The following is a 21,384-nucleotide window of genomic DNA, read 5'->3' as shown; positions in this document are numbered from 1 at the left end:
CATCCGAATGGAGCAGAACCCTGGGCCGGCATCGAGGCGGCGATCGCGTCCGCACTGTGAGCAAGGGACCGATCATCGGCGCGGTCGGGCTCGTGGTGATCGTCGTCCTCGTGTTCGGCTGGTTCCAGTTGCGCGACCGCATCGACGAGCAGGGCGCCGCGGCCGCGGGCGCCTGCGTCGAAGGTGACGCGACCGTCCACGTCGTCGCCGACCCCACGATCGGCCCGGCGCTCACCGAGCTGGCGGCCCGATACACCGACACCGCTCCCGTCGTCCGTGATCACTGCATCACCATCGAGGTCGCGACGCCCGATCCCGCGGCCGCCGTGCCCGCGCTCGCAATCGGCCGTGACGCGTGGGACGACGAGGCGATGGGAAGCCCCCGCCCGGCGCTGTGGATTCCCGCCAGCTCCGCGACCCTCGCGTCCGCGGGGTCCGGTGTCGTCGACGGCGAGCCGCATTCGATCGCCGAGAGCCCGGTCGTCCTGGGAGTCCCGGGGCTGCTGGCCGACGCCCTCACCGCGGCGGGCACGAGCTGGTCGGATCTTGCCGCGCTGCAGCGCACCGACCTCGGCGAGCTGGGCCTGCCCGGCTGGGGACCGCTCGGTTTCGCGGCCTCGGCCGCCCCCGGTGCCGATGCCTCGCAACTCGCACTGCAGGCCGTTGCCGGCGCGACGGCCGGGGTGCCCGACGGTCCCGTGACCACCGCGATCGCCGAGGCACCCGAGACGCGATCGGCGTTCGCCGCGCTCGTCGACACCGAGGCCGCGAAGCGCGGACCGGCCGGGCCGCCCGCCGCGACACACGCCGTCCCGACGATCGAGCAGACCGTGATCAGCGGGCTCGCGGCCGATCGCACCGCCGACCTCGCGGCCTACCGTCCCACAGGCACCACCCCGGTGGCCGACTATCCGGCCGCCGTGGTCGCCGGCAGCGACGAGACCGCCGCCCGCGCTGCCGCACTGTTCGGCGAGTTCGTCCGGTCCGGCGACGCCGCCGACGTGCTGACGGCGGCGGGCTTCCGCCTCCCCGACGGCACGGCGCCGCAGTCCACCGCGCTCGACGTCCCGGACATCGGCGCGCGGCTCGCACCGGCCGACCCCGAGGCGACGACGGCGCTGCTCGACGCCGCCCGCAACCCGGCCGCACCGCGCACGACGACGATCCTGCTCGACCTCTCCGGATCGATGTCCTACGCCGCGGGCTCCGGAACCCGGCTGAGCACCGTCGCCACCGCGCTCGGCGACGAGATCGAGCGGCTCCCCGGCGCGACGGAACTCTCGCTGTGGGAGTTCGCGGCCGGTCTCGACGGCAATCTCCCCTACCGCGTCGCCGCTCCGCTCGCGCCGCTCGACGAGAACCGCGCCGCCGTCGTGTCGGCGCTCGACGACGCCGAGCCCTCGCTGGGCGCGAACGCGTACGCGACGCTGCAGGCCGCGTACCGGCAGGCGGTCCAGAACTGGCAGCCCGACCGGACGAACTCGATCCTGCTGGTGACGGACGGCCCGGACGACAGCCCCGGCGTGACCCGCGCATCGCTGCTCGCGGCGATCGACGCCGCGGCCGATCCCGACCGGCCCGTCGCGATCGACGTCGTCGCGATCGATCCCGAGGCTCCCGTCGAGACGTACCGCGAACTCTCGGAGAGCACCGGCGGCACCGTCGTCGCGCTCGACGACGCCGCGTCCGGCGATCTCGCGCCCGCCCTCGCGGACCTTCTCTCATGATCCGGTTGGCCGTCTTCGGGGTCCTGCTCGCCCTGATCACCTGGCTGTTGCATCGGCGCCTCGTCCGCGCGACCGGACTGCAGGGCGGTGCCGCACGGGCCGTCGACGCGCTCCTCGTCGTCGGGTACGTGCTCGCGCTCGTCGGTGTGGGGAGCGGCGAGGTCTTCGACACCGCGTGGGCGCGGCCCCTCGGATTCGCGGGCTGGGTGTGGCTCGCGGGAGTCTTCTATCTCGTCCTGGGAGTCCTCGTTCTCGGCGTGCTCTCCCTGCTCGGCCGGATCGTCACGAAACCGACCGACCCCCGCCGGCGCACCGCACTGCGGGTCGGGACGGCGGCCGTCGCGGTCGCCGCCACCGGTGCCGTCGGCTACGGCGTCGTCGAGGCGGCGCGGCCCGGCGCGAACCGCGTCCGCGTCCCCCTCGCGCGGCTGCCGCAGAACTTCGACGGCCTCCGTGTCGCGGTGGTGTCCGATCTGCACATCGGGCCGTCGCGCGGAGCACCGTTCACGCAGGAGATCGTCGATCTCGTGAACGCCGAACAGCCCGACCTCGTCGTCCTCGCGGGCGATCTCACCGACGGCACCGTCGAGCTCGTCGCGGCGGATGTCGCGCCGCTGCGCGACCTGCGCGCGCCGTACGGCGTGGTGGCCGTGAGCGGCAACCACGAGGCGTACGCCGACGACGTCGGCAGCTGGCTCGACGCGTGGGAAGAACTCGGGATCACGGTGCTCCGCAACGAGCACGTCACGCTCGACCGGGACGGCGAGCGCATCCATGTCGCCGGAATCTACGACCACGAGTCACCCGAGCCGTACACACCGGACCTCGACGCCGCGCTGCGCGGCCGGGAGCCTGGCGAGTTCGTGCTGCTCGCCGCTCACCAGCCGATCCAGGCCCACGACGCCTCCGACCACGACGTCGATCTGCAGGTCTCGGGGCACACCCACGGCGGCCAGATGTGGCCGATCCGCCACCTCGTCCCGTTGCAGCAGCCGACGGTCGAGGGTCTCGATCGCATCGGCCGTACCACCGTCTTCACGACCCGTGGCGCGGGAACGTGGGGACCGCCGGTGCGGGTCGGCGCTCCGCCCGAGGTCTCGATCCTCGAACTCACCCGCTCCTGACCCGACACCGCACCGGTCCGGATCAGGCCTCGGCGAACGCCTCCAGCGGCGGGCACGAGCACACGAGGTTGCGGTCGCCGTGTGCGCCGTCGATCCGACGGACCGCCGGCCACACCTTCGGCCGCGCCGTCCCCATCGGGTACACCGCGATCTCACGGCTGTAGGGGTGTTCCCACTCGCGAACGAGGCACTCGGCGGTGTGCGGGGCGCCGCGGAGCGGGTTGTCGTCGACGGGCCACTCCCCCGCACCGACGCGGTCGATCTCGGCGCGGATCGCGATCATCGCGTCGCAGAACCGGTCGATCTCCTCGAGGTTCTCGCTCTCGGTCGGCTCGACCATGAGCGTGCCCGCGACGGGGAAGCTCATCGTCGGAGCGTGGAAGCCGTAGTCCGCCAGCCGCTTCGCGACGTCGTCGACCGTGACGCCGGTGTCCTTGGTGAGCTGCCGCAGATCGAGAATGCACTCGTGCGCGACCATGCCGTTCTCGCCCGTGTAGAGGACCGGGAAGTACTCGTCGAGCCGCCGAGCGATGTAGTTGGCCGACGCGATCGCGGTGAGGCTCGCGCGCCTGAGCCCTGCGGCACCCATCATGCGGATGTACGCCCACGTGATGGGGAGGATCGACGCGCTGCCATACGGCGCCGCCGAGACCGGGCCGACGCCACCGAGCCGCGGTGCCGCGGGATGGCCGGGGAGGAACGGCGCGAGGTGCTCGCGGACACCGATCGGGCCGACGCCCGGGCCGCCGCCACCGTGCGGGATGCAGAAGGTCTTGTGCAGGTTCAAGTGGCTGACGTCGCCGCCGAAACGTCCGGGCCGGGCGAGCCCGACGAGGGCGTTGAGGTTCGCGCCGTCGACGTACACCTGGCCGCCGGCGTCGTGGACGGCGGCGCAGATCTTGCCGATCTCCTGCTCGTAGACGCCGTGCGTCGACGGGTAGGTGATCATGATCGCCGCGAGGTTCTCGGCGTGCTGCGCGATCTTCGCGTGCAGATCGTCGACGTCGACGTCGCCGTTGTCCCGGCAGCCGACCACGACGACCTTCATCCCCACCATGACCGCGGACGCCGCGTTGGTGCCGTGCGCGCTCGACGGGATCAGGCAGACGGTGCGGTTCTCGTCGCCGCGCGAGAAGTGGTATTCGCGGATCGCGAGCAGACCGGCGTACTCACCCTGCGAGCCCGCGTTCGGCTGCACGCTCACGGCGTCGTAGCCGGTGATGGACACGAGCCACCGTTCGAGGTCGCCGATGAGGTCGAGCATGCCGGGGACGTCGGTCTCGGGCGCGAACGGATGCAGCCGCGAGAAGCCGGGCCACGTGATCGGCTCCATCTCGGCGGTGGCGTTGAGCTTCATGGTGCACGAGCCGAGCGGGATCATGCTGCGGTCGAGCGCGATGTCCTTGTCGGACAGCGCACGCAGGTAGCGGAGCATGCCCGTCTCGGTCCGGTACCGCGTGAAGGCCTCGTGCTCGAGGTAGCCGCTCGTGCGGGCCGCACCGGCGGGCAGCGCCGGCGCGTCGGTGGCGACGACGGTCGCGCCGAACGCCCGCACCACGGCGGCGACGTGATCGGCGGTGGTGACCTCGTCGCACGAGACGCCGACGTGGTCGTCGTCGACGCGGCGGAGGTTGATGCCGGCGTCCTTCGCCTCGGTGACGACGCGATCGGCCCCGCCGGGAACGCGGGCCAGCACGGTGTCGAAGAACTCGTCGTGCACGATCTCGACGCCCGCGGCACGCAACGACGCCGCGAGGTCGGCGGCGTGGCCCGCGACCCGGAGTGCGATCGCCTTCAGACCGTCCGCACCGTGGTAACTGGCGTACATCGCAGCGAGGACGGCGAGCAGAACCTGCGCGGTGCAGATGTTGGATGTCGCCTTCTCACGGCGGATGTGCTGCTCGCGGGTCTGCAGTGCCAGACGGTAGGCCCGGGCGCCGTCGGCGTCGACGGACACGCCGACGAGCCGGCCGGGCAGCTGCCGCGCCTGCTTCTCGTGGACGGCGAGGTACCCGGCGTGCGGTCCGCCGAATCCCATCGGGACGCCGAAGCGCTGCGTCGTGCCGAAGCACGCGTCGGCCCCGATCTCGCCGGGCGGGGTGAGCAGCGTGAGTGCGAGCAGGTCCGCGCCGACCGCGACGAGGGCGCCACGCTCGTGTGCCTCCTCGACGACGGCGGCCCAGTCCACGATGCGCCCGGACGCGCCGGGCAGCTGGACGAGAACACCGAAGAACTCGCCGTCGGGAAGGCCGCGCGTGAGATCGGCCTCGACGACCTCGATGCCCAGCGGGACGGCGCGCGTGTCGATCACGGCCCGGGTCTGGGCGAACAGATCGGTGTCGACGACGAAGCGCGGCGAACGGTTCTTGTTCGCGCGGCGCAGCAGCGTCATCGCCTCGGCTGCGGCAGTCGCCTCGTCGAGCATCGACGCGTTGGCGATGTCCATGCCGGTGAGGTCGGCGACCATCGTCTGGAAGTTGAGCAGCGCCTCGAGCCGTCCCTGGCTGATCTCGGGCTGATACGGCGTGTACGCGGTGTACCAGGCCGGATCCTCGACGATGTTGCGCAGCAGCACCGGCGGCGTCACGGTGTCGTAGTAGCCCTGCCCGATCATCGACGTCGCGACGGTGTTGCGGCCCGCGAGTTCCGCGAGACGCGCGAGGGCCTCCTGCTCGGAGATCGCGTCGGGCAGCGAGTCCAGGCCGTCCGCGACGTCGCCGTGCACGTCGTCGAGGATCGTGGCCGGGACGGCGGCGGTGGCGAGTGCGGCGAGCGAGCCGACGCCCACGGTGCCCAGGATGTGCTGCAGTTCCGCGGGCGACGGGCCGACGTGCCGGTCGGCGAAGGTGCGGGTCACGGGATCGATCGGGTGGGTCACGGCCACTCCACGAGTCAGGGGAAGCGCAGCCGGATCGGGTCCGGCGTGCTTCCGGGCGACGGGGAGCAGGCTCCCCTGGGTCCGGCAGCACCGTGCACGACGCTGCGCCCGGTGCTTCCTCCCCCTCTGTCGCCTGCTCGCGGAGAGCGCCTGAGAGATTCGGGCCGCGGCCCTTTCCCCGTGGGCGGGTGGGTGCTCCCACCGCTTTCCAGAGACGTCGGTGCCCGTGCGGTCCGGGTGCCTGAGAGATTGACGGGGAGGTGCTGCTCCTTCGGCGCCCGGCTTCGGCTGCGGCGCTCTGGGCGTGTGCCCGGATTCCGCGGCCGTACCGGGGCTCTCCCGCACGGCGTCGACGCGCCCTCAGTCTAGGCCACGTCGGCCGAGCCGCGTCGCGGCGCGTCCACCCGCCGTACTCGCGGGTACGCGGGGCGCTAGCCCGTGCGGCGACCGGCGCGGGTGCGGCGGCGCGACGAGAGTTCGTCCTCGGGGGTCTCCTCGGCGGAGCCGCCGTCGGCACGCTCGGCCGGGAAGTGCGCGATGTCTCCGGTCAGCTCGCGCATCGCGCCGGAGACCGCGATACCGAAGACGCCCTGCCCGCCCTGGAGCAGATCGACGACCTCCTCCGGTGACGTGCACTCGTAGACGGTCGTGCCGTCCGAGAAGAGCGTGATGCGGGCGAGATCCTCGACGCCGCGCTTGCGGAGGTGATCGACGGCGACCCTGATGTTCTGAAGCGAGATGCCGGTGTCGAGGAGTCGCTTGACGATCTTGAGGACGAGGATGTCCTTGAACGAGTACAGCCGCTGGCTACCCGAGCCGGCCGCGCCGCGTATCGACGGCACGACGAGTCCGGTGCGCGCCCAGTAGTCGAGTTGCCGGTAGGTGATGCCGGCGATCTGGCATGCGCTCGGAACGCGATAGCCGACCAGTTCGTCGGGGACGGAGTCGTCGGGGAAGAGTCCGGGTTGCACGGTCTGGGCGGCGCCGTCGTGCGGATCTCCTGTCGCCGACTCCTCGTGGGTGGGACGGGCGGGATCCGTGCGATTGTCGTGCGGCCGCTCTACCACTGACTACTCCCTCTCGCATAGGGCACCGACCCCGACGACCGGTGCGTCCGCGATGCGCGTCGGCGTGCCCCTGTCGGGCGCGCGCTGCACGAGGTCCGGTTCGGCCGGATCACCCTTCAGCGTACGCCCGGTTCACCGCCCGAGTCTGCGCTTCGTCATGCGGAACGCTAGGAGGCGGCCTGGTCGGGGTCAACGCGACGCGCCCGTAAAGTCTCAACCTTTACTCGAGGGTTGTGGACAATGCGTGCGCAAGAGAGAAATCTAGCCGTCCGTAGCCTTGAAATCGTCCGGCGACACGGATTCGAGGAACTCCTTGAACTTCTCGACCTCGTCCTCGCGCTCGTCGGGCATCACGAGCCCGGCCTCCGCGAGCACCGATTCCTCCGCGAAGATCGGCACGCTCATCCGCAAGGCGATGGCAACCGAGTCCGACGGCCGCGCGGAGACGGTGGTCTCCCCGTCGAAGACGAGGTCCGCGTAGAACGTCCCCTCCTGGAGGTCGACGATCCGCACCTCGACGAGCGATCTGCCGAAGGCGTCGACGAGATCCTTGATCAGATCGTGGGTCAGCGGGCGCGCCGGTTCGACGCCCTGCTGTTCGAGGGCGATCGCGGTCGCCTCGGTCTGACCGATCCAGATCGGGAGATAGCGCTCACCCTCGGACTCGCGCAACAGCAGCACAGGCTGATTCTGCGGCTGTTCGATCCGGACGCCGATCACATGCATTTCGCTCATCGCGGCTGCCTCCATGCTCGCCTGGCACCGTGCCGCACGTCGACTCCGCCGGCACTCGTGCCTCACCCGCATTCTGCCGCACACGACACCGCTCGGGAACCGCACTCGGCGTTCCGGTGCGCTGTCGCACACCGATGTTCAGCGATCGAGCGCACCGCGAACGGCAGACTTCACCAAGCAAGTGTGCAGCGTCAGCGACAGTGCTGCCAACTCCCGCACCATCTCCTCGGCACGATCGCGCGCTCCCGCGTCCCGGCCCTTGGCGACCGGCCCCGCGATCTGCGCGACGAGGGCCGCCTCGCGGTCCGCGGCGAGCCGGAAGGCCCGCAGGTGACGAACTTCGAGGCCGAACTCCGCCATCGCCCTCGCCGTCCGGGCGAGGACGATCGCGTCCTCGTCGAAGAAGCCCGCGGCCCCCGGCGTCAGCAGACCCGCCGACACCAGATCGCCGAGGAACTTCTCGTCGATGCCCGCACGCTCGCGCAGATCGTCCCGCGAGACGCGGATCTCGCGGTCGGAGCGGAAGTCGTCCGGTGACGCCTCACCGGGCGCCACCGCGAGAGCACGCGGCCGACGGGGAGCCCCGTCGGCCGTGCCGCCCGCACCCACCGTCGCCGCTCCGCGGTCGATGGCGTCGAGCTGCTCCTTGATGACCTTGAGCGGCAGGTACTGATCACGCTGCGCCGTCAGGACGTAACGCAGCCGTTCGCAGTCCGCGACCGAGAAGCGCCGGTATCCCGACGGAGTGCGCTCGGGGCTGACGAGTCCCTCGGATTCGAGAAACCGAATCTTCGAGATCGTCACGTCCGGGAACTCCGGACGCAGTCGATCGAGCACCGAGCCGATCGACATTCCCGCCGACGCCGAGCGTGACCCGGCAGCCTGCCGCGCCGCCGTCACTGGCTACCTGCACCAGCCGATGTCTCTCCCACCTGCGAACCGCCAGCGCCGCGCGGGCCGGTGAGGAAGACCAAGCGGAACTTTCCGATCTGAACCTCGTCGCCGTTCGCGAGCACCGCGGAGTCGACCGGCTCACGGTTGACGTAGGTGCCGTTGAGGCTGCCGACGTCGACGACCTGGAACTCGTCGTCCTCCTGGCGGAACTCGGCGTGACGACGGCTGACGGTCACGTCGTCGAGGAAGATGTCGCTGTCGGGGTGGCGTCCCGCGGACGTCGTCGCCTGATCGAGCAGGAACCGCGAACCGGCGTTCGGGCCCCGCTTGACGACGAGCAGCGCCGACCCGGCCGGCAGTCCCTCGACGCCCGAGACGGGTGCGTCCGACCGATCGCCCGAGGTGTTGTCGAGCTCCTTCAGGAAGTCGGCGCGGAACACCGAGGTGGTCTCCGCCGGGCTCTCGTATCCCTCGTTGCCCTCGGTCGTGTTCCCGTTATCGCTCACCGTTCGTCCTCCTCAGTCCGGACGTTCGCGGACCGTCCGGCCCGAAACGCCCCCGTCACCGGACCTCGTCCTCGTGTACGAGAGCCCGCACCGGGCGGTCGTCTCGTCCACGAGGCGGTCCACTCGTCCAATCCAACCACTCCACCGCGATCGGTGGGGCGAGCACACCCACGAGAACGTGATCGTTCCGTGGCGACGCGATCACGAGCGACGCGATCACGTGCCGACTGCACTCCCCGACCGATACCGGTTCCGCCGCGGTCTTCACCACGGCGGACACATGTATTCACCTCGAACCGTACCCCGCGCGGGGCCGTACGCACACGCAAGCCACCGCGCCGCATCGCGGATTCTTCACGACCGACGCTCCCGCGGGCCTCGTTCACGCGCCGTCGGTGACCTTCGCGTACCCGTCGCCGTCGAGCATCGCGTCCAGTGCCTCGTCGAGCCCGGCCTCGTCGGCCGCCTCGAGATCGACGAGCCAACCGCCCTCGTACGGGGCCGAATTGACGAGTTCGGGGCTCCCCTCGAGCTCGTCGTTGATCGCGGCGACCGTCGCCGTGAGCGGCGCGAAGATGTCGGAGACGCTCTTCGTCGACTCGACCTCGCCGAACGACTCACCGGCGGTCACCGCGTCGCCGACGGCGGGAAGCTGCACGAAGACGACGTCACCGAGCTGCGACTGCGCGTAGTCGGTGATTCCCACGCGGACGGTCGTCGGTCCGGTCCGCTTGATCCATTCGTGCTCCTCCGTGAAGTGGAGATCGCTGGGAATCGAGGAATCGCTCACGGGTGACGGTCCTTTCGGTTGTGCGCCGCGGGCCGCCCGGTGGCGGACGCGGTCAATTGCCAGGCCGAGCGTATTGGCGCGGTGAGAGCTCTCGCAAGGAGTCGATGTGCAGTTCGTCCGATTGATCGACGACGACCCTGCCCCCGGACCTCGCGACGTGATCGACGACACCACCTGGGATGTTCATCGCCGCGGCCAGCGTCGGCGGATCACCGAGCGCGACGACGGTGTACGGGGCGGAGATCGGGTCGCCGTCGAGTTCGAGTGCGCCGGGCGATCCCGCGACCCACGAGTCGACGCCGACGCGGAGCGCCGGCGCGCGCGCCCCCGAGATCTGCATCGCCTCGGACCCCGCTCCACGCAACTCCTGGACCACGTCGAGCAGGACGTCCGGGCCGACCCCGCGGCCCGGGTCCTCGATCGTCAGCACGATGCCCGGCCCCGCCGCGCGGGCGGCACCGACCTGGATCTCGAGCTCGTCGAGCCGCGCCCGGGCCTGGTCGCGCGCCGCGGCGGGATCACCGCCCGCACCCAGTGTCGCGAGGGTGTTCTCGAGCGATGCGATCTCCTGCCGCAGCGCCGCCTCGCGGCGATGCACGGTGTCGAGCACCGCGAGCAGGTCGCCGGGCGAGGCGGTGTCGAGGGCGTCGCCCGCGTCGGTCGTGCGGACCTGCGTCGCGATGGCGGTTCCGAGCAGCGCGAGCAGCACCACTACGACGACACCGAACACGAGCCGCGACCGCCGCGACCCGCCGCTGCCGTGCACCTCGTGCCGGCGCGCCGCCGCCGGCGTCCTCTCGTCGGGCCGGCTCTCGTCCGGTTGCGCGTTCTCCTTCTCCGCGTCCGCCACGGCTCAGGCCCCGAACAGGTGCCGGCGCAGGGCGGCGGCGTTGCCGAAGATCCGGATGCCCAGCACGACGACGATGGCGGTCGACAGCTGCGTCCCGACGCCGAGCTGATCGCCGAGCCACACGATGAGCGCGGCGACGAGGACGTTGAACACGAACGAGACGACGAACACCTTGGCGTCGAAGATGTCGTCGAAGTACGCGCGCAGCCCCCCGAAGACCGCATCGAGGGCCGCGACGACGGCGATCGGGAGGTAGGGCGCGACGGCGTCGGGCACGTCCGGCGCAGCGACGACGCCGACGACGATGCCCACGAGCAGCGCGAGCACTCCCCACACCGCCGGACCGATCCGGACCGATCCGATCTTCACCACGTTCACCTCCGAATGCTTCTCACCGCGGTACGTACGCCGACCGCGTCTCGCGGGGCGCCGCAGCGGGTAGAGCGATGTCGTCGTTCTCGTCGACCGTGAAGCCGATGCCGTAGAGCTGCGCGACGCTCGACATACGCAGGTAGGCGTCGCTCACGAGGAAGCCCGTCTGCAACCGGCCCTGCGGTCCGATCGCCGCGACGGTGTACGGCGAGAAGACGGGTTGATTGTCCACGAGGACCGCGCCGCCGGCCCGCCGGATCGTCGCTCCCGGCCCGAGCCGAACGCCGCCGACCGCGACGGCTTCGGCACCGCTCTCCCACAGCGCGTCGACGACGACCTGCAGGTCGCGGTCCAGCACGACGGTGCGCCCGTCCACCGACCGCTGCCCGGCGTCGGAGAGGTTCGGCCTGCCCGCGGGATCGCTCACCGTCACCTCGATGCCCGGTCCGCGGACCGGGGTTCCGGCCGCGGCGTCCTCGAGGGCCGCGAGTCGTTCGATCGTCCTGCGGCCCGCGGCGTCGCCCTCGAACCGTTCGCGGCGTCCCGCATCGACGGCGGCGGCGAGTTCGTCGCGCCGCTCCGCGAGCGTGCCCGACCGTTCCTGCGCGTCGCGGACGGACGCGAGCAGCTGCCCGCGTTCCTCCTCGGTGCCTGGGATCCGCTCGGCGGCGTGCACGAAGGCCGTCGCCGTGACGACGCCGACGATCAGCGCACCCACCACGAGCCACAGTGCGGCGCTCCGGGGCGACCGCGTGATGCCGTCCCGTGCGGCGGCCGCATAACCGGGGTCGAGGTGCTCGTTCATGAGCGAGCGCAGCAGCGACGGGACGGGATTGCGGCGCGGTGGGCGCTCGGGCGGTGACGCCCCGCTCACGGCCGCTCCGGTTCGCGGCGCCGCGGCGGGATCGTCCGCGCCACGACGACGGACTTCGCGAGGTACAGCAGGCCCGTCCAGACGTAGAGCGCGGTGCCCCAGCCGAGCAGCGCGAACGCCGTCGCCGCGATCGCGAGACCGGCGAAGTCGAGTTGCGCGAGCAGCACGAGCGGCAGTCCCACCATGAGCACGAACGTCGCGGCCTTGCCGATGTACATGACCTCGGGCGGATCGAGTCCGCGCCGCCGGTAGATCAGCAGGGTCGCCGCGAGCACGACGTCGCGGCCGATGAGCAGCGCCGCGACCCACCACGGGACGAAATCGCGGGCGACGAACGCGACGAGCGTGGACACGACGTAGAGCCGGTCGACGAGCGGATCGAGCAGCCTGCCGAGGGTCGACATCTGGTCGAGGACGCGGGCGAGCTTGCCGTCGAGCCAGTCGGTGGCGCCGCTCACGACGAGAAGCGCGAACGCCCAGCCGTCGGCCTCGACGACGAGGACGAGCCACAGGAAGACGGGCACACCGATCAGCCGCACGGCGCTCAGCGCATTGGGAACGGTCAGGATCCGGTCCCGCGAATACAGCCGGTCCACGCGCTCGCTCTCTCGATCCTCGCGCGATTCCGGCACGCGCGTCACTCTCTCACAGCCGCCGACGCCGCGACCAGCACGACGCGTCAGCGCCATGCGAAGACCGGCTGTTCGTAGTCGGCGACGCGGGTGTCGCGGCCGCGGAGCACGACTTCGCGGAACTGGTGGACGATCGCACCCGTCGGCGCGTGGATGCGGTGCCCTCGCAGCGGCCACTGCACGACGGGGCGGGGCGATTCGTCGATCGCGACGAAGACGGGATCGACGTCGATCTCGTCGAGCGTGACGTCGTAGACGGCGGCGACCTCGTCCGGGCTCGGGACGATGTCGCGGAAGTCGGCGTCGCTCCACAGCACGACCGGGGAGATCACGTAGCCCGAGCGGGTGACGTAGTCGTCGAGTCTGCCGAGGACACCACCCGGCCCGACGGTGATGCCGAGTTCCTCCTCGAGTTCGCGGCGCGCCGCCTCGGCGGCGGTCTCGCCGGGGTCGAGCGAGCCGCCGGGCAGCGCGAACTGCCCGGGATGCGCGCGCATCCGCCCCGGTCTGCGGGTGAGCGGCATCACCTGCCCGTCCGCACCGCGGACGAGAACGATCGCGACGGCGGCGGCCCGGGTCGCGGCACCGTCGGCGATCGGGGTCTCGCGGAGCGGGAATCGGCCGAGTGCGTCCTCGATCGCCGCGGGGGTCAGCGGCGCCCGGGCGGTCACGACGGCTCGCCCGCCGCCTGCACCCGCAACGCGCGGGCGAGCCCGTCGCGCTGTTCGACGACGAGCCTGCGCAGGGCACCCGGTGCGTCGCCGTTGTCGGCGAGCCAGGTGTCGACGGCCTCGGTGTCGTCCGTCGCCGGGAAGAGCCCGACGACGATGCGCCGCGCGATCTCGATACTGCGCTCTGCCCAGACCTGCCGCAGCGAGGCGAAGTAGTCGGCAACGTATCGGCTCGGCGTCGGCGCGGCGGGACCGGTCCGCAGGCCCGCGACGAGGGCGCCGATCCGGTCGTTGGACAGCGACCGGTCGTCGTGGATCGCGTGCCGGGCGGCAGCGGCGACCTCCGGATCGGGCCGTGCTGCCGCGGCACGGACGTGGGCGACGGCCCCGGATCCGGTGTCGTCGCGCGCGAGTTCGCCGTCGAGATCGGCGAGATCGGCGTTTCCTGTGGCGGCCAGTGCCGTCCACAGCGCCCACCGCAGGTCGGGGTCGAGACGCAGCCCCGGAACGGTGGCCTCGCCCGCGAGGAGCGCGCGGACGTCGGCGGCGCGGCCGTCGGTCCGGGACGCCGCGGACGCGACCGCACGCGCCCACGTGAGCTGGAGTCCGCTTCCCGGCTCGGCGTCGTGCAGCGCCTGCCACGCGAGGTCGAGCAGTGCGGTGCGCGCGGCCGGACGCCGCGACGGCGGGAGGTACCGCTCGATCGCGAATCCCGCGTTCGCGAGCACTCCCGCGAGGAGACCGACGTGTGTTTCCCCCGGCGCCTGCGCGGTGACGATCGCGAGGTACCGCGGGACCGGCAGCACGGCGTCGCGGGTCGCGTTCCACAGCGACGACCACACGAGGCCCCGCGGCATCGCGTCGGCGACGCGGGCGAGCGAGTGTTCGGCGGTGTCGAGCGAGCGGTCGTCCAGCCGTGTGATCGCGTACGTGAGGTCGTCGTCGTTGACGACGACGAGGGCGCCGCCGGGCGTCTCGACGGGTGTCTGCGGGCCGGTGATCTCGACGGCCACCCGATCGGTGCGCACGAGTGCGCCCGCGTCGTCTGCGTCGTACACCCCGACCGCGAGGCGATGCGGCTTCGGCAGGGTCTGCTCCAGCCGGCTCGCCTCGAGCTCGAGCACCGAGACGCCGGTCGACTCGAGCCAGGCCCGCGACCACTCGGTGAGGTCGCGGGCCGATTCGGTCGAGAGCGCCGTCAGCAGGTCGTCGAGTGTGGTGTTCGCGAACTCGAATGTGCGGAAGTACCTGCGGACGCCGGCGAGGAAGGCGTCGCGGCCGACGAACGCCACGAGCTGCTTCAGGACGCTCGCGCCCTTCGCGTACGTGATGCCGTCGAAGTTCAGCTTCGCGGCCTCGAGGTCGGGCACGTCGGCGACGATCGGGTGAGTCGTCGGGAGCTGGTCCTGCTGGTAGGCCCACTCCTTGCGCCGGTTCGCGAAGGTCACCCACGCACCGGTGAACCGGGTCGCCTCGGCACTCGCGAGGGCACCCATGAAGTCGGCGAACGACTCCTTGAGCCACAGATCGTCCCACCACGTCATCGTCACGAGATCGCCGAACCACATGTGGGCCATCTCGTGGAGGATCGTGTTCGCGCGGCGCTCGTACTGGTCGTCGGTCGCGGTGCCGCGGAAGACGTACGACTCGGTGAACGTGCGCAGCCCGGATTCTCCATCGCACCGAGGTTGTACTCCGGCACGAAGACCTGGTCGTACTTGCCGAACGGATACGGGTAGTCGAAGACCTCGTGGTAGTAGTCGAGTCCCTGCCGGGTGATCTCGAAGATGTCCTCCGGATCGAAGTGTTCGGCGAGCGATGCCCGGCAGTACGCGCCGAGCGGCACCGTGAGATCGCCGCGCCGCCACGTACCGGTGGCCGAGTGGTACGGCCCGGCGACGATCGCCGTGATGTACGTCGAGATCGGCAGGGTCCGCTCGAACACGACGCGCTCGGGGCCGGTGCTGCGCGGCCGCGCGTTCGACAGCACGACCCATCCCGCGGGGGCGTGGACGTCGAACACGAAACCGGCCTTGAGATCGGGCTGCTCGAAGCATGCGAAGACCCGGCGAGCGTCCGCGGGCTCGTACTGCGTGTACAGGTACGTCTCGCCGTCTTCCGGGTCGACGTAGCGATGCAGGCCCTCGCCGGAGCGGCTGTAGTACGCCGTCGCCTCGACCGCGACCGCGTTGATCCGGTGCAGCCCGGGCACACGGATGCGCGCGCCGTCGTAGTCCACCTCGACCGTCTCGCCGTTGAGTGTCACGCGCGAGACGTCGGCGCCGAGGAAGTCGAGCCACGTCTCGTCCGTCGTCGCCGCGAACTCCACGATCGTCCGGGTGGTGAAGGTCTCGACGTCCGGATCCCGCGCGGCGCGGAGGTCGAGTTCGACCCGGTACTCGAGCACCTCGACGTGCCGGGACCGCTCGCGTGTCTCCTCACGCGTCAGATTCGCGCTCGTACTCGTGCTGCTGTCCCCGCTCGTACTGGTCACCTCATGCATCGTGCCACTGCCGTCCCCGCACGTGCCGACGCGACGCGGCGAACCGGGGACGAACCGCGAGGCCACGGCCGTACTTAACACACCCGACACGTGCGTGGGATAGAAGTCCGTACCGACGACCGCGTGCCCGCCACCGGTAGATTCGGCAGCGCCGGATCGTGTCGAGACGGCCGACATCCACGGGAGGACCGATGAACATCTCGCCCGCCGAGCAGGAGAAGCTGCTGCTGTCGGTCGCCGGCATGGTCGCACGGGACCGCCATGCCCGTGGTGTTCTGCTCAACTATCCCGAGTCGATCGCGCTGCTGAGCACGTGGGTGATCGAGCGGGCACGTGACGGCGCGCGGGTGGCCGATCTCATGTCCGAGGGTCGCGACGTACTGCGCCGCGAGCACGTCATGCCCGGCGTGGCCGACATGATCCACGACGTCCAGGTCGAGGCGACCTTCCCGGACGGCCGCAAACTCGTGACGCTCCACGACCCCATTTCCTGAGACCTCATCTCCCGAGTCACGTCCCGAGCCCCCGTTCCCGAGCCCCCGTCCTCGAGCCACGAGCAGAAGGAAATGTGATGTCCAGCAGCAGTTCCGGCCCCGGTGCGATCCGCACCCGCGAGGGAACCGTCGAGCTCAACGCCGATCGCGGCGCGGACGAGCGCATCACGCTCGTGATCGAGAACAGCGGCGACCGCCCGGTGCAGATCGGCTCGCACCTGCATCTGCCCGACGCGAATCCCGCGCTCGTCTTCGACCGCGATCGTGCCGTCGGCTTCCGGCTCGATGTGCCGGCCGGGACGTCGCAGCGGTTCGAGCCCGGTGCCTCGCGCGAGGTCGCCGCAGTCGCGCTGCGGGGGCGTCGCCGGGTACCCGGCATCCAGATCGACTCGGAGTACGCGGACGCACTCGCCGCGCAGGAGGGATCGCTCGATGGTTGAGATCTCGCGGGCCAAGTACGCCGCGCTCTACGGCCCCACGACCGGTGATCAGGTCCGGCTCGCCGACACCGATCTGTGGATCGAGGTCGAACGCGATCTCACGATCGGCGGCGAGGAGGCCGTGTTCGGCGGTGGCAAGTCGATCCGCGAGTCGATGGCGCAAGGCACGACGACGCGCGCGCAGGGCGCACCCGACACCGTCATCACCAACGCGATCGTCCTCGACTGGTGGGGAGTCGTGAAGGCGGACGTCGGGATTCGCGACGGCCGCATCGTCGCGCTCGGCCGCGCCGGCAACCCCGACGTCGCGGACGGCGTGCACCCGGACCTGCAGATCGGCCCGTCCACCGACGTGGTGTCGGGCGAGGGGAAGATCCTCACCGCGGGCGGGATCGATCTCCACGTGCACTTCCTGTCGCCGTCCCAGATCCACGAGGCGCTCGCGACCGGGCTCACGACGCTCGCGGGCGGCGGCACCGGGCCGAGCGAGGGCAGCAAGGCGACGACGGTGACGCCGGGCGCATGGCACCTCGGCAACATGCACCGCGCGCTCGACCCGTATCCGATGAACTTCCTGCTCCTGGGCAAGGGAAACACCGTCAGCGCAGCGGGTCTCGGCGAACAGGCACTCGGTGGTGCCGGCGGTTACAAGGTCCACGAGGACTGGGGATCGACCCCCGCCGCGATCGACGCTGCGTTGCGCGCCGCCGACGAGTGGGGCCTGCAGGTCGCGCTGCACTCGGACAGCCTCAACGAGGCCGGCTACGTCGACTCGACGATCGGGGCGATCGGCGGCCGCTCGATCCACGCGTTCCACGCCGAGGGCGCGGGCGGCGGTCACGCACCCGACATCATGACCGTCGCGGGGCTACCGAACGTGATCCCGGGTTCGACGAATCCGACGCTGCCGCACACCGTGAACACCGTGGCCGAGCATCTCGACATGCTCATGGTGTGCCATCACCTCAACCCGAACGTCCCCGAGGATCTCGCGTTCGCCGAGTCGCGCATCCGTGCGACGACGATCGCGGCCGAGGACGTCCTGCACGACATGGGCGCGATGTCGATCACGTCGTCCGACGCGCAGGCGATGGGCCGGATCGGCGAGGTCATCACCCGCACGTGGCAGGTCGCACACGTCATGAAGCAGCGACGCGGATCGCTGGGCGACTCGCTGCCCGCCGACAACGAGCGCGCGCGACGCTACGTCGCGAAGTACACGATCAATCCCGCGGTCGCGCACGGGCTCGACGATCAGATCGGGTCGGTCGAGGTGGGCAAGCTCGCCGACCTCGCGCTGTGGGATCCGGCGTTCTTCGGGGTGCGGCCCGCCGTGGTGTTCAAGGGCGGCGCCCTCGCGTGGGGCGCGCTCGGCGACCCGAACGCGTCCATCCCCACGCCGCAGCCGTTGCTGATGCGGCCGTCGTTCGGCGACACGATCGGCGCGCAGCTGTCGCTCTCGTTCGTCTCCCCCGCCGCGATCGAGGACGGTCTCGCCGACCGCCTCGGCCTGACGCGGGCGCTCGCCGCCGTGAAGGACACCCGCGGTATCGGCAAGGCGGACATGGTGAACAACGACACGCTCCCGTCGATCGAGATCGATCCCGAGACGTTCACGATTCGCGTCGACGGCGACGTCGTCGAGCCCGCGCCCGCCACCGAACTTCCGATGGCCCAGCTGTATTCGATGTTCTGAGGCTCGTGGTGTCCGATCCTCAGCTCGTGCTCGCGATGCTCGCCGACGCGCGGCTGCCGACAGGCGGCCACGCGCACTCGGCGGGTCTCGAACCGGCGATCCTCGCCGGTCTCGCCGCGAATCCGCGGCGACTGCACGAGATCCCCGACCTCGCCCGGACCAGGCTGCGCACCATCACGACGGTCGAGGCGGCGGCCGCGGTCGCCGCACGCGCGGCCTGGCTGCGCGGCGAGTACGACCTCTCCGGCGTCGAGACGGCGTGGTGCGCACGCACGCCGAGCGCCGCCATGCGCGACACCGCGCGGCAGCTCGGCCGCGGGTACCTCCGGCTGGCACGGGGACTGTGGCCGGATGCGTTCGCGGGCTTCACGTCCGAACGCCCGGTGCGGCCGGTCGTCCTCGGGGTCGTCGGTGCTGTCGCCGGTCTCGACGCCCGCCAGGTCGCGCTGCTCGTGGGATACGACGACGTCCAGACGATCGCGTCCGCTGCCCTCAAGCTCGTCCCGCTCGACCCCGCGCAGGCGATGCGCTGGGTCCTCGATCTGCACCCCGACATCGCGGCGATGGCCGACGAGATCGCGCACGTGGAGTCGCCCGGCGACATTCCCGCGCGCAGTGCACCCGTCCTCGACGACCATGCCGAGGCACACGCCCGAACCACCAGGAGACTGTTCCATGCCTGACACCACCCCCGCAGACTCGTCCCCCCGCACCCGGTCGTTCCGGCTCGGCGTCGCGGGCCCCGTCGGAACGGGAAAGAGCTCGCTCATCGCACTGCTGTGCCGTGAGCTCTCGGGCGAGCTGGCGATGGGCGTGATCACCAACGACATCTACACCGACGAGGACGCTCAGTTCCTGCGCTCGGCGGGCGTTCTCGACGTCGAGCGGATCCGGGCCGTCGAGACGGGCGCGTGCCCGCACACGGCGATCCGCGACGACGTCACCCCCAATCTGCTCGCGGTCGAGGACATCGAGCGCGACTTCGCGCCGCTCGATCTCGTGCTCGTCGAATCCGGTGGCGACAATCTCACCGCGACCTTCTCCCCCGCCCTCGTCGATGCGCAGATCTTCGTGCTCGACGTCGCGGGCGGTGGCGACGTCGCACGCAAGGGCGGTCCGGGCATCGCGCGCGCGGATCTGCTCATCGTCAACAAGACCGACCTCGCGCCGCACGTCGAGGTGGACGTCGCCCGGATGCTCGACGACGCGACCGCCGCCCGCGACGGCGGACCGGTGCTCGGGCTCTCGAAGCACGATCAGCCGTCGATCGACGCGCTCGTGGGCTGGGTACGCGAGATGACCCGGACGGTCCTCGCCGGAGGGCACACCCCGGTCGACCCCGGCCCGATGGCACCGCACTCGCACGTCGGCGAGGACGGCACCGTTCTGACGCACGTCCACACGCACGAAGGCGATCACGATCATTCGCACGCTCGTTGATCTCGGGAGCGACGGCCGACTCCGGCTGGCGACGGGCTCGCTGGCCGTCCGCCGGCTGCCCGACGAAGGGGGCATCGTCCGCGTCGCGCTCGTCGCCGCCGAGGCCCTGCTGCTCGCGGGCGACGACGTCCGCATCGACGTCCGGGTCCGACGTGGCGCACGGCTCGAACTCGTCGAGACCTCCGGTACGGTCGCCTACGACATGCGCGGCGCGTCGGCGTCGTGGACCGTCGGGATCGAGATCGACTCGGGCGGTTCGCTGACGTGGGACGCGCTGCCGTTCGTCGTCGCGACGGGAGCACGGGTGCACCGCCGCACCGACATCCGCCTCGCCGGTGACGCCCGATGCACGCTCGGCGAGGTGTTCGTGCTCGGCCGGACCGGTGAGGAGGGCGGGACCATCACGACCGTCACGCACGCGTGCCTCGACGGCACCGTCGTGCTCGTCGAGGAACTGACCCTCGATCCGGGGGCGCTCGCCGATCCCGCGATCCTCGGCGGCACACGATGCCTCGCCCAGACGACCGCACTCGGGCACCGGCTCGCCGCTCCCGCCGCACTCCAGTTGGAGGCGGAGGGCTCCGTGCACCGGCGTCGCGCAGCGCACGTCCACGCCCTCGCAAGGGAGACGGCGCGATGACGTGGCTCGTCGTCGCGGTCCTCGTCCTGGCGACCGCCGTCAGTGCACGACTCGATCCGAGGACGCTGCGGACGGGTGTCCTCGCTGCGGCTGCAATCGGCGCCGCGGCGGCGATCGGCATCGTGTACGTACTCGCGTCCGTCGCCGAGAGCGATGTCGAGGCCGCTCCCCGCATCGCGCTGGCGCTGCTCGCGATCGGCGCGCTCGGTTATCTGTCCATCCTCGTGCTCGCGCTGTTCCTCCTCGCCAACGGTGTCGTGATGCTGCGCCGAGAAGGGAGGAGCGCGGCGAACCTCCTCTCGCTGGCGCTCGGCTGCCTCATGATCGGCTACCTTGCGGCGGTCGCGTCGGTGTTCGTCGTCGAGCGGTTCGACACCGATCTCGCCGAGAGCGTCTTCTTCACGGTCGCTGCGGCTGGTCTACCTCTCGGTTACCTGAGTTTCGTGTTCGTCGTCTATCTCGCCTACTCCGCGTGCTACCTCACGGCCACGAAGCGATTCGGCAAGCCCGTCGACGCCGTCGTGGTTCTCGGCGCGGGCCTGCAGGGCGGCCGCCGTGTCGGTCCCCTGCTCGCCTCGCGGCTCGCCCGCGCCGCCGAGGTGTACGAACGATCGCGACGCGCGGGCCACAGCACCCGCATCGTGTGCTCGGGTGGGCGCGGATCGGACGAACAGTTGTCCGAGGCGCGCGCGATGGCCGATCATCTCGTCGCCGGTGGCATCGATCCCGACGACGTCCTGCTCGAGGACCGATCCACCGACACCGAGGAGAACCTGCGGTATTCGGCAGCGGCCCTTCGCGAGCACGGAATCTCGGGTGACGTCGCCGTCGTGACGAGCAACTATCACGCGTTCCGCGGCGCGATGCTCATGCGGGCGGCGGGGATCCCGGGCTACGCGGTCGGGGCCCGGACGGCCCGGTACTACCTGCCGAGCGCGGCGATCCGTGAGTTCGTCGCGATCCTGCGTGACCACCCGTGGCTCAACGGCCTCGTCCTCGCCGTGACGATGATTCCGTTCGTCGGCTGGATCGTCTTCTATTTCTGAGGTCG

Annotated in this window: 20 protein-coding genes, 1 pseudogene and 1 riboswitch; of the genes and pseudogenes, 9 read left to right on the top strand and 12 right to left on the bottom strand. The window is 71.2% G+C overall.

Going from position 1 to position 21,384, the window contains the following annotated elements; all coding sequences use genetic code 11:
* Positions 1–56 precede the first annotated feature (56 nt).
* The gene (locus RR1_RS02435; RefSeq protein ID WP_010836333.1) at positions 57–1,727 is read left to right on the top strand and encodes a VWA domain-containing protein; all 1,671 of its coding nucleotides are present in this window, start codon (positions 57–59) and stop codon (positions 1,725–1,727) included.
* On the top strand, positions 1,724–2,851 hold the full coding sequence (locus RR1_RS02430) for a metallophosphoesterase (protein WP_010836334.1): 1,128 nt from the start codon (positions 1,724–1,726) through the stop codon (positions 2,849–2,851). Before RR1_RS02435 ends, RR1_RS02430 begins: the two co-directional genes overlap by 4 nt.
* A gap of 22 nt (positions 2,852–2,873) precedes the next feature.
* Here the strand turns inward: RR1_RS02430 and gcvP are convergent, their stop codons facing one another.
* From gcvP to pepN, 12 genes and pseudogenes are all read right to left on the bottom strand, one after another.
* Complete coding sequence (gene gcvP / locus RR1_RS02425; RefSeq protein ID WP_010836335.1) at positions 2,874–5,729, bottom strand: aminomethyl-transferring glycine dehydrogenase; 2,856 nt, start codon at positions 5,727–5,729, stop codon at positions 2,874–2,876.
* A 219-nt stretch (positions 5,730–5,948) separates the two neighbouring features.
* Positions 5,949–6,081: riboswitch (glycine riboswitch) on the bottom strand.
* Between the two features lie 79 nt (positions 6,082–6,160).
* On the bottom strand, positions 6,161–6,700 hold the full coding sequence (locus RR1_RS02420; RefSeq protein ID WP_143153691.1) for a MerR family transcriptional regulator: 540 nt from the start codon (positions 6,698–6,700) through the stop codon (positions 6,161–6,163).
* Positions 6,701–7,057: 357 nt separating this feature from the next.
* Positions 7,058–7,531 carry a bifunctional nuclease family protein gene (locus RR1_RS02415; RefSeq protein ID WP_040772060.1) on the bottom strand — a complete coding sequence of 158 codons (474 nt, stop codon included), beginning with the start codon at positions 7,529–7,531 and terminating at the stop codon, positions 7,058–7,060.
* A 138-nt stretch (positions 7,532–7,669) separates the two neighbouring features.
* Entirely contained in the window at positions 7,670–8,431 is a 762-nt protein-coding gene (ftsR, locus tag RR1_RS02410; RefSeq protein ID WP_040772027.1) for a transcriptional regulator FtsR, read from the bottom strand.
* Positions 8,428–8,931, bottom strand: a complete 504-nt coding sequence (gene odhI, locus RR1_RS02405) for an oxoglutarate dehydrogenase inhibitor Odhl (RefSeq protein WP_010836339.1) — start codon at positions 8,929–8,931, stop codon at positions 8,428–8,430. Before odhI ends, ftsR begins: the two co-directional genes overlap by 4 nt.
* A gap of 382 nt (positions 8,932–9,313) precedes the next feature.
* Positions 9,314–9,721 (bottom strand): glycine cleavage system protein GcvH, encoded by a 408-nt coding sequence (gene gcvH, locus RR1_RS02395; RefSeq protein WP_010836341.1) that lies wholly within the window; start codon positions 9,719–9,721, stop codon positions 9,314–9,316.
* A gap of 52 nt (positions 9,722–9,773) precedes the next feature.
* Entirely contained in the window at positions 9,774–10,571 is a 798-nt protein-coding gene (locus tag RR1_RS02390) for a DUF881 domain-containing protein (protein WP_010836342.1), read from the bottom strand.
* A gap of 3 nt (positions 10,572–10,574) precedes the next feature.
* Positions 10,575–10,949: a small basic family protein gene (locus RR1_RS02385; RefSeq protein WP_010836343.1), complete on the bottom strand. Its 375-nt coding sequence runs from the start codon at positions 10,947–10,949 to the stop codon at positions 10,575–10,577.
* A gap of 13 nt (positions 10,950–10,962) precedes the next feature.
* Complete coding sequence (locus tag RR1_RS02380; protein WP_010836344.1) at positions 10,963–11,748, bottom strand: DUF881 domain-containing protein; 786 nt, start codon at positions 11,746–11,748, stop codon at positions 10,963–10,965.
* 65 nt (positions 11,749–11,813) lie between these two features.
* The gene (locus tag RR1_RS02375; protein ID WP_010836345.1) at positions 11,814–12,413 is read right to left on the bottom strand and encodes a CDP-alcohol phosphatidyltransferase family protein; all 600 of its coding nucleotides are present in this window, start codon (positions 12,411–12,413) and stop codon (positions 11,814–11,816) included.
* Between the two features lie 83 nt (positions 12,414–12,496).
* Positions 12,497–13,102: an NUDIX hydrolase gene (locus tag RR1_RS02370; protein ID WP_143153689.1), complete on the bottom strand. Its 606-nt coding sequence runs from the start codon at positions 13,100–13,102 to the stop codon at positions 12,497–12,499.
* 14 nt (positions 13,103–13,116) lie between these two features.
* Positions 13,117–15,623, bottom strand: a pseudogene (gene pepN, locus RR1_RS02365) (aminopeptidase N).
* Positions 15,624–15,814: 191 nt separating this feature from the next.
* Here pepN and RR1_RS02360 point away from each other — a divergent pair.
* The 7 genes from RR1_RS02360 (at position 15,815) to RR1_RS02330 (ending at position 21,379) form a co-directional block, all read left to right on the top strand.
* Positions 15,815–16,117, top strand: a complete 303-nt coding sequence (locus RR1_RS02360; protein ID WP_010836349.1) for an urease subunit gamma — start codon at positions 15,815–15,817, stop codon at positions 16,115–16,117.
* A 77-nt stretch (positions 16,118–16,194) separates the two neighbouring features.
* Entirely contained in the window at positions 16,195–16,557 is a 363-nt protein-coding gene (gene ureB, locus RR1_RS02355) for an urease subunit beta (protein WP_197736986.1), read from the top strand.
* Positions 16,550–18,253, top strand: a complete 1,704-nt coding sequence (locus tag RR1_RS02350; RefSeq protein WP_010836351.1) for an urease subunit alpha — start codon at positions 16,550–16,552, stop codon at positions 18,251–18,253. Before ureB ends, RR1_RS02350 begins: the two co-directional genes overlap by 8 nt.
* A gap of 8 nt (positions 18,254–18,261) precedes the next feature.
* Positions 18,262–18,936 (top strand): urease accessory protein UreF, encoded by a 675-nt coding sequence (locus RR1_RS02345; RefSeq protein ID WP_242452513.1) that lies wholly within the window; start codon positions 18,262–18,264, stop codon positions 18,934–18,936.
* A complete protein-coding gene (gene ureG, locus RR1_RS02340) occupies positions 18,929–19,693 on the top strand; it encodes an urease accessory protein UreG (RefSeq protein WP_010836353.1) in 765 nt (254 codons plus the stop codon). Before RR1_RS02345 ends, ureG begins: the two co-directional genes overlap by 8 nt.
* Positions 19,668–20,333: an urease accessory protein UreD gene (locus tag RR1_RS02335; RefSeq protein WP_081634052.1), complete on the top strand. Its 666-nt coding sequence runs from the start codon at positions 19,668–19,670 to the stop codon at positions 20,331–20,333. The genes ureG and RR1_RS02335 overlap by 26 nt, the downstream gene beginning before the upstream one ends.
* Positions 20,330–21,379, top strand: a complete 1,050-nt coding sequence (locus RR1_RS02330; protein WP_010836355.1) for a YdcF family protein — start codon at positions 20,330–20,332, stop codon at positions 21,377–21,379. The genes RR1_RS02335 and RR1_RS02330 overlap by 4 nt, the downstream gene beginning before the upstream one ends.
* The last annotated feature ends 5 nt before the right edge of the window (positions 21,380–21,384 follow it).

It is taken from the genome of Rhodococcus rhodnii NBRC 100604, assembly GCF_001894925.1.
Lineage (GTDB): Bacteria > Actinomycetota > Actinomycetes > Mycobacteriales > Mycobacteriaceae > Rhodococcus_F > Rhodococcus_F rhodnii.
The sequence above is the reverse complement of the archived record's forward strand: the minus strand, read 5'-3'. Positions and strand labels throughout refer to the sequence as shown.

Excerpts from the sequence above, each read along its gene's own strand:
- ureG (WP_010836353.1), top strand. The coding sequence starts at position 18,929 with ATGCCTGACACCACCCCCGCAGACTCGTCCCCCCGCACCCGGTCGTTC.
- RR1_RS02430 (WP_010836334.1), top strand. The coding sequence starts at position 1,724 with ATGATCCGGTTGGCCGTCTTCGGGGTCCTGCTCGCCCTGATCACCTGG.
- RR1_RS02330 (WP_010836355.1), top strand. The coding sequence starts at position 20,330 with ATGACGTGGCTCGTCGTCGCGGTCCTCGTCCTGGCGACCGCCGTCAGT.
- RR1_RS02350 (WP_010836351.1), top strand. The coding sequence starts at position 16,550 with ATGGTTGAGATCTCGCGGGCCAAGTACGCCGCGCTCTACGGCCCCACG.
- RR1_RS02380 (WP_010836344.1), bottom strand. The coding sequence starts at position 11,748 with ATGAACGAGCACCTCGACCCCGGTTATGCGGCCGCCGCACGGGACGGC.
- ureB (WP_197736986.1), top strand. The coding sequence starts at position 16,195 with ATGTCCAGCAGCAGTTCCGGCCCCGGTGCGATCCGCACCCGCGAGGGA.
- RR1_RS02360 (WP_010836349.1), top strand. The coding sequence starts at position 15,815 with ATGAACATCTCGCCCGCCGAGCAGGAGAAGCTGCTGCTGTCGGTCGCC.
- RR1_RS02415 (WP_040772060.1), bottom strand. The coding sequence starts at position 7,531 with ATGAGCGAAATGCATGTGATCGGCGTCCGGATCGAACAGCCGCAGAAT.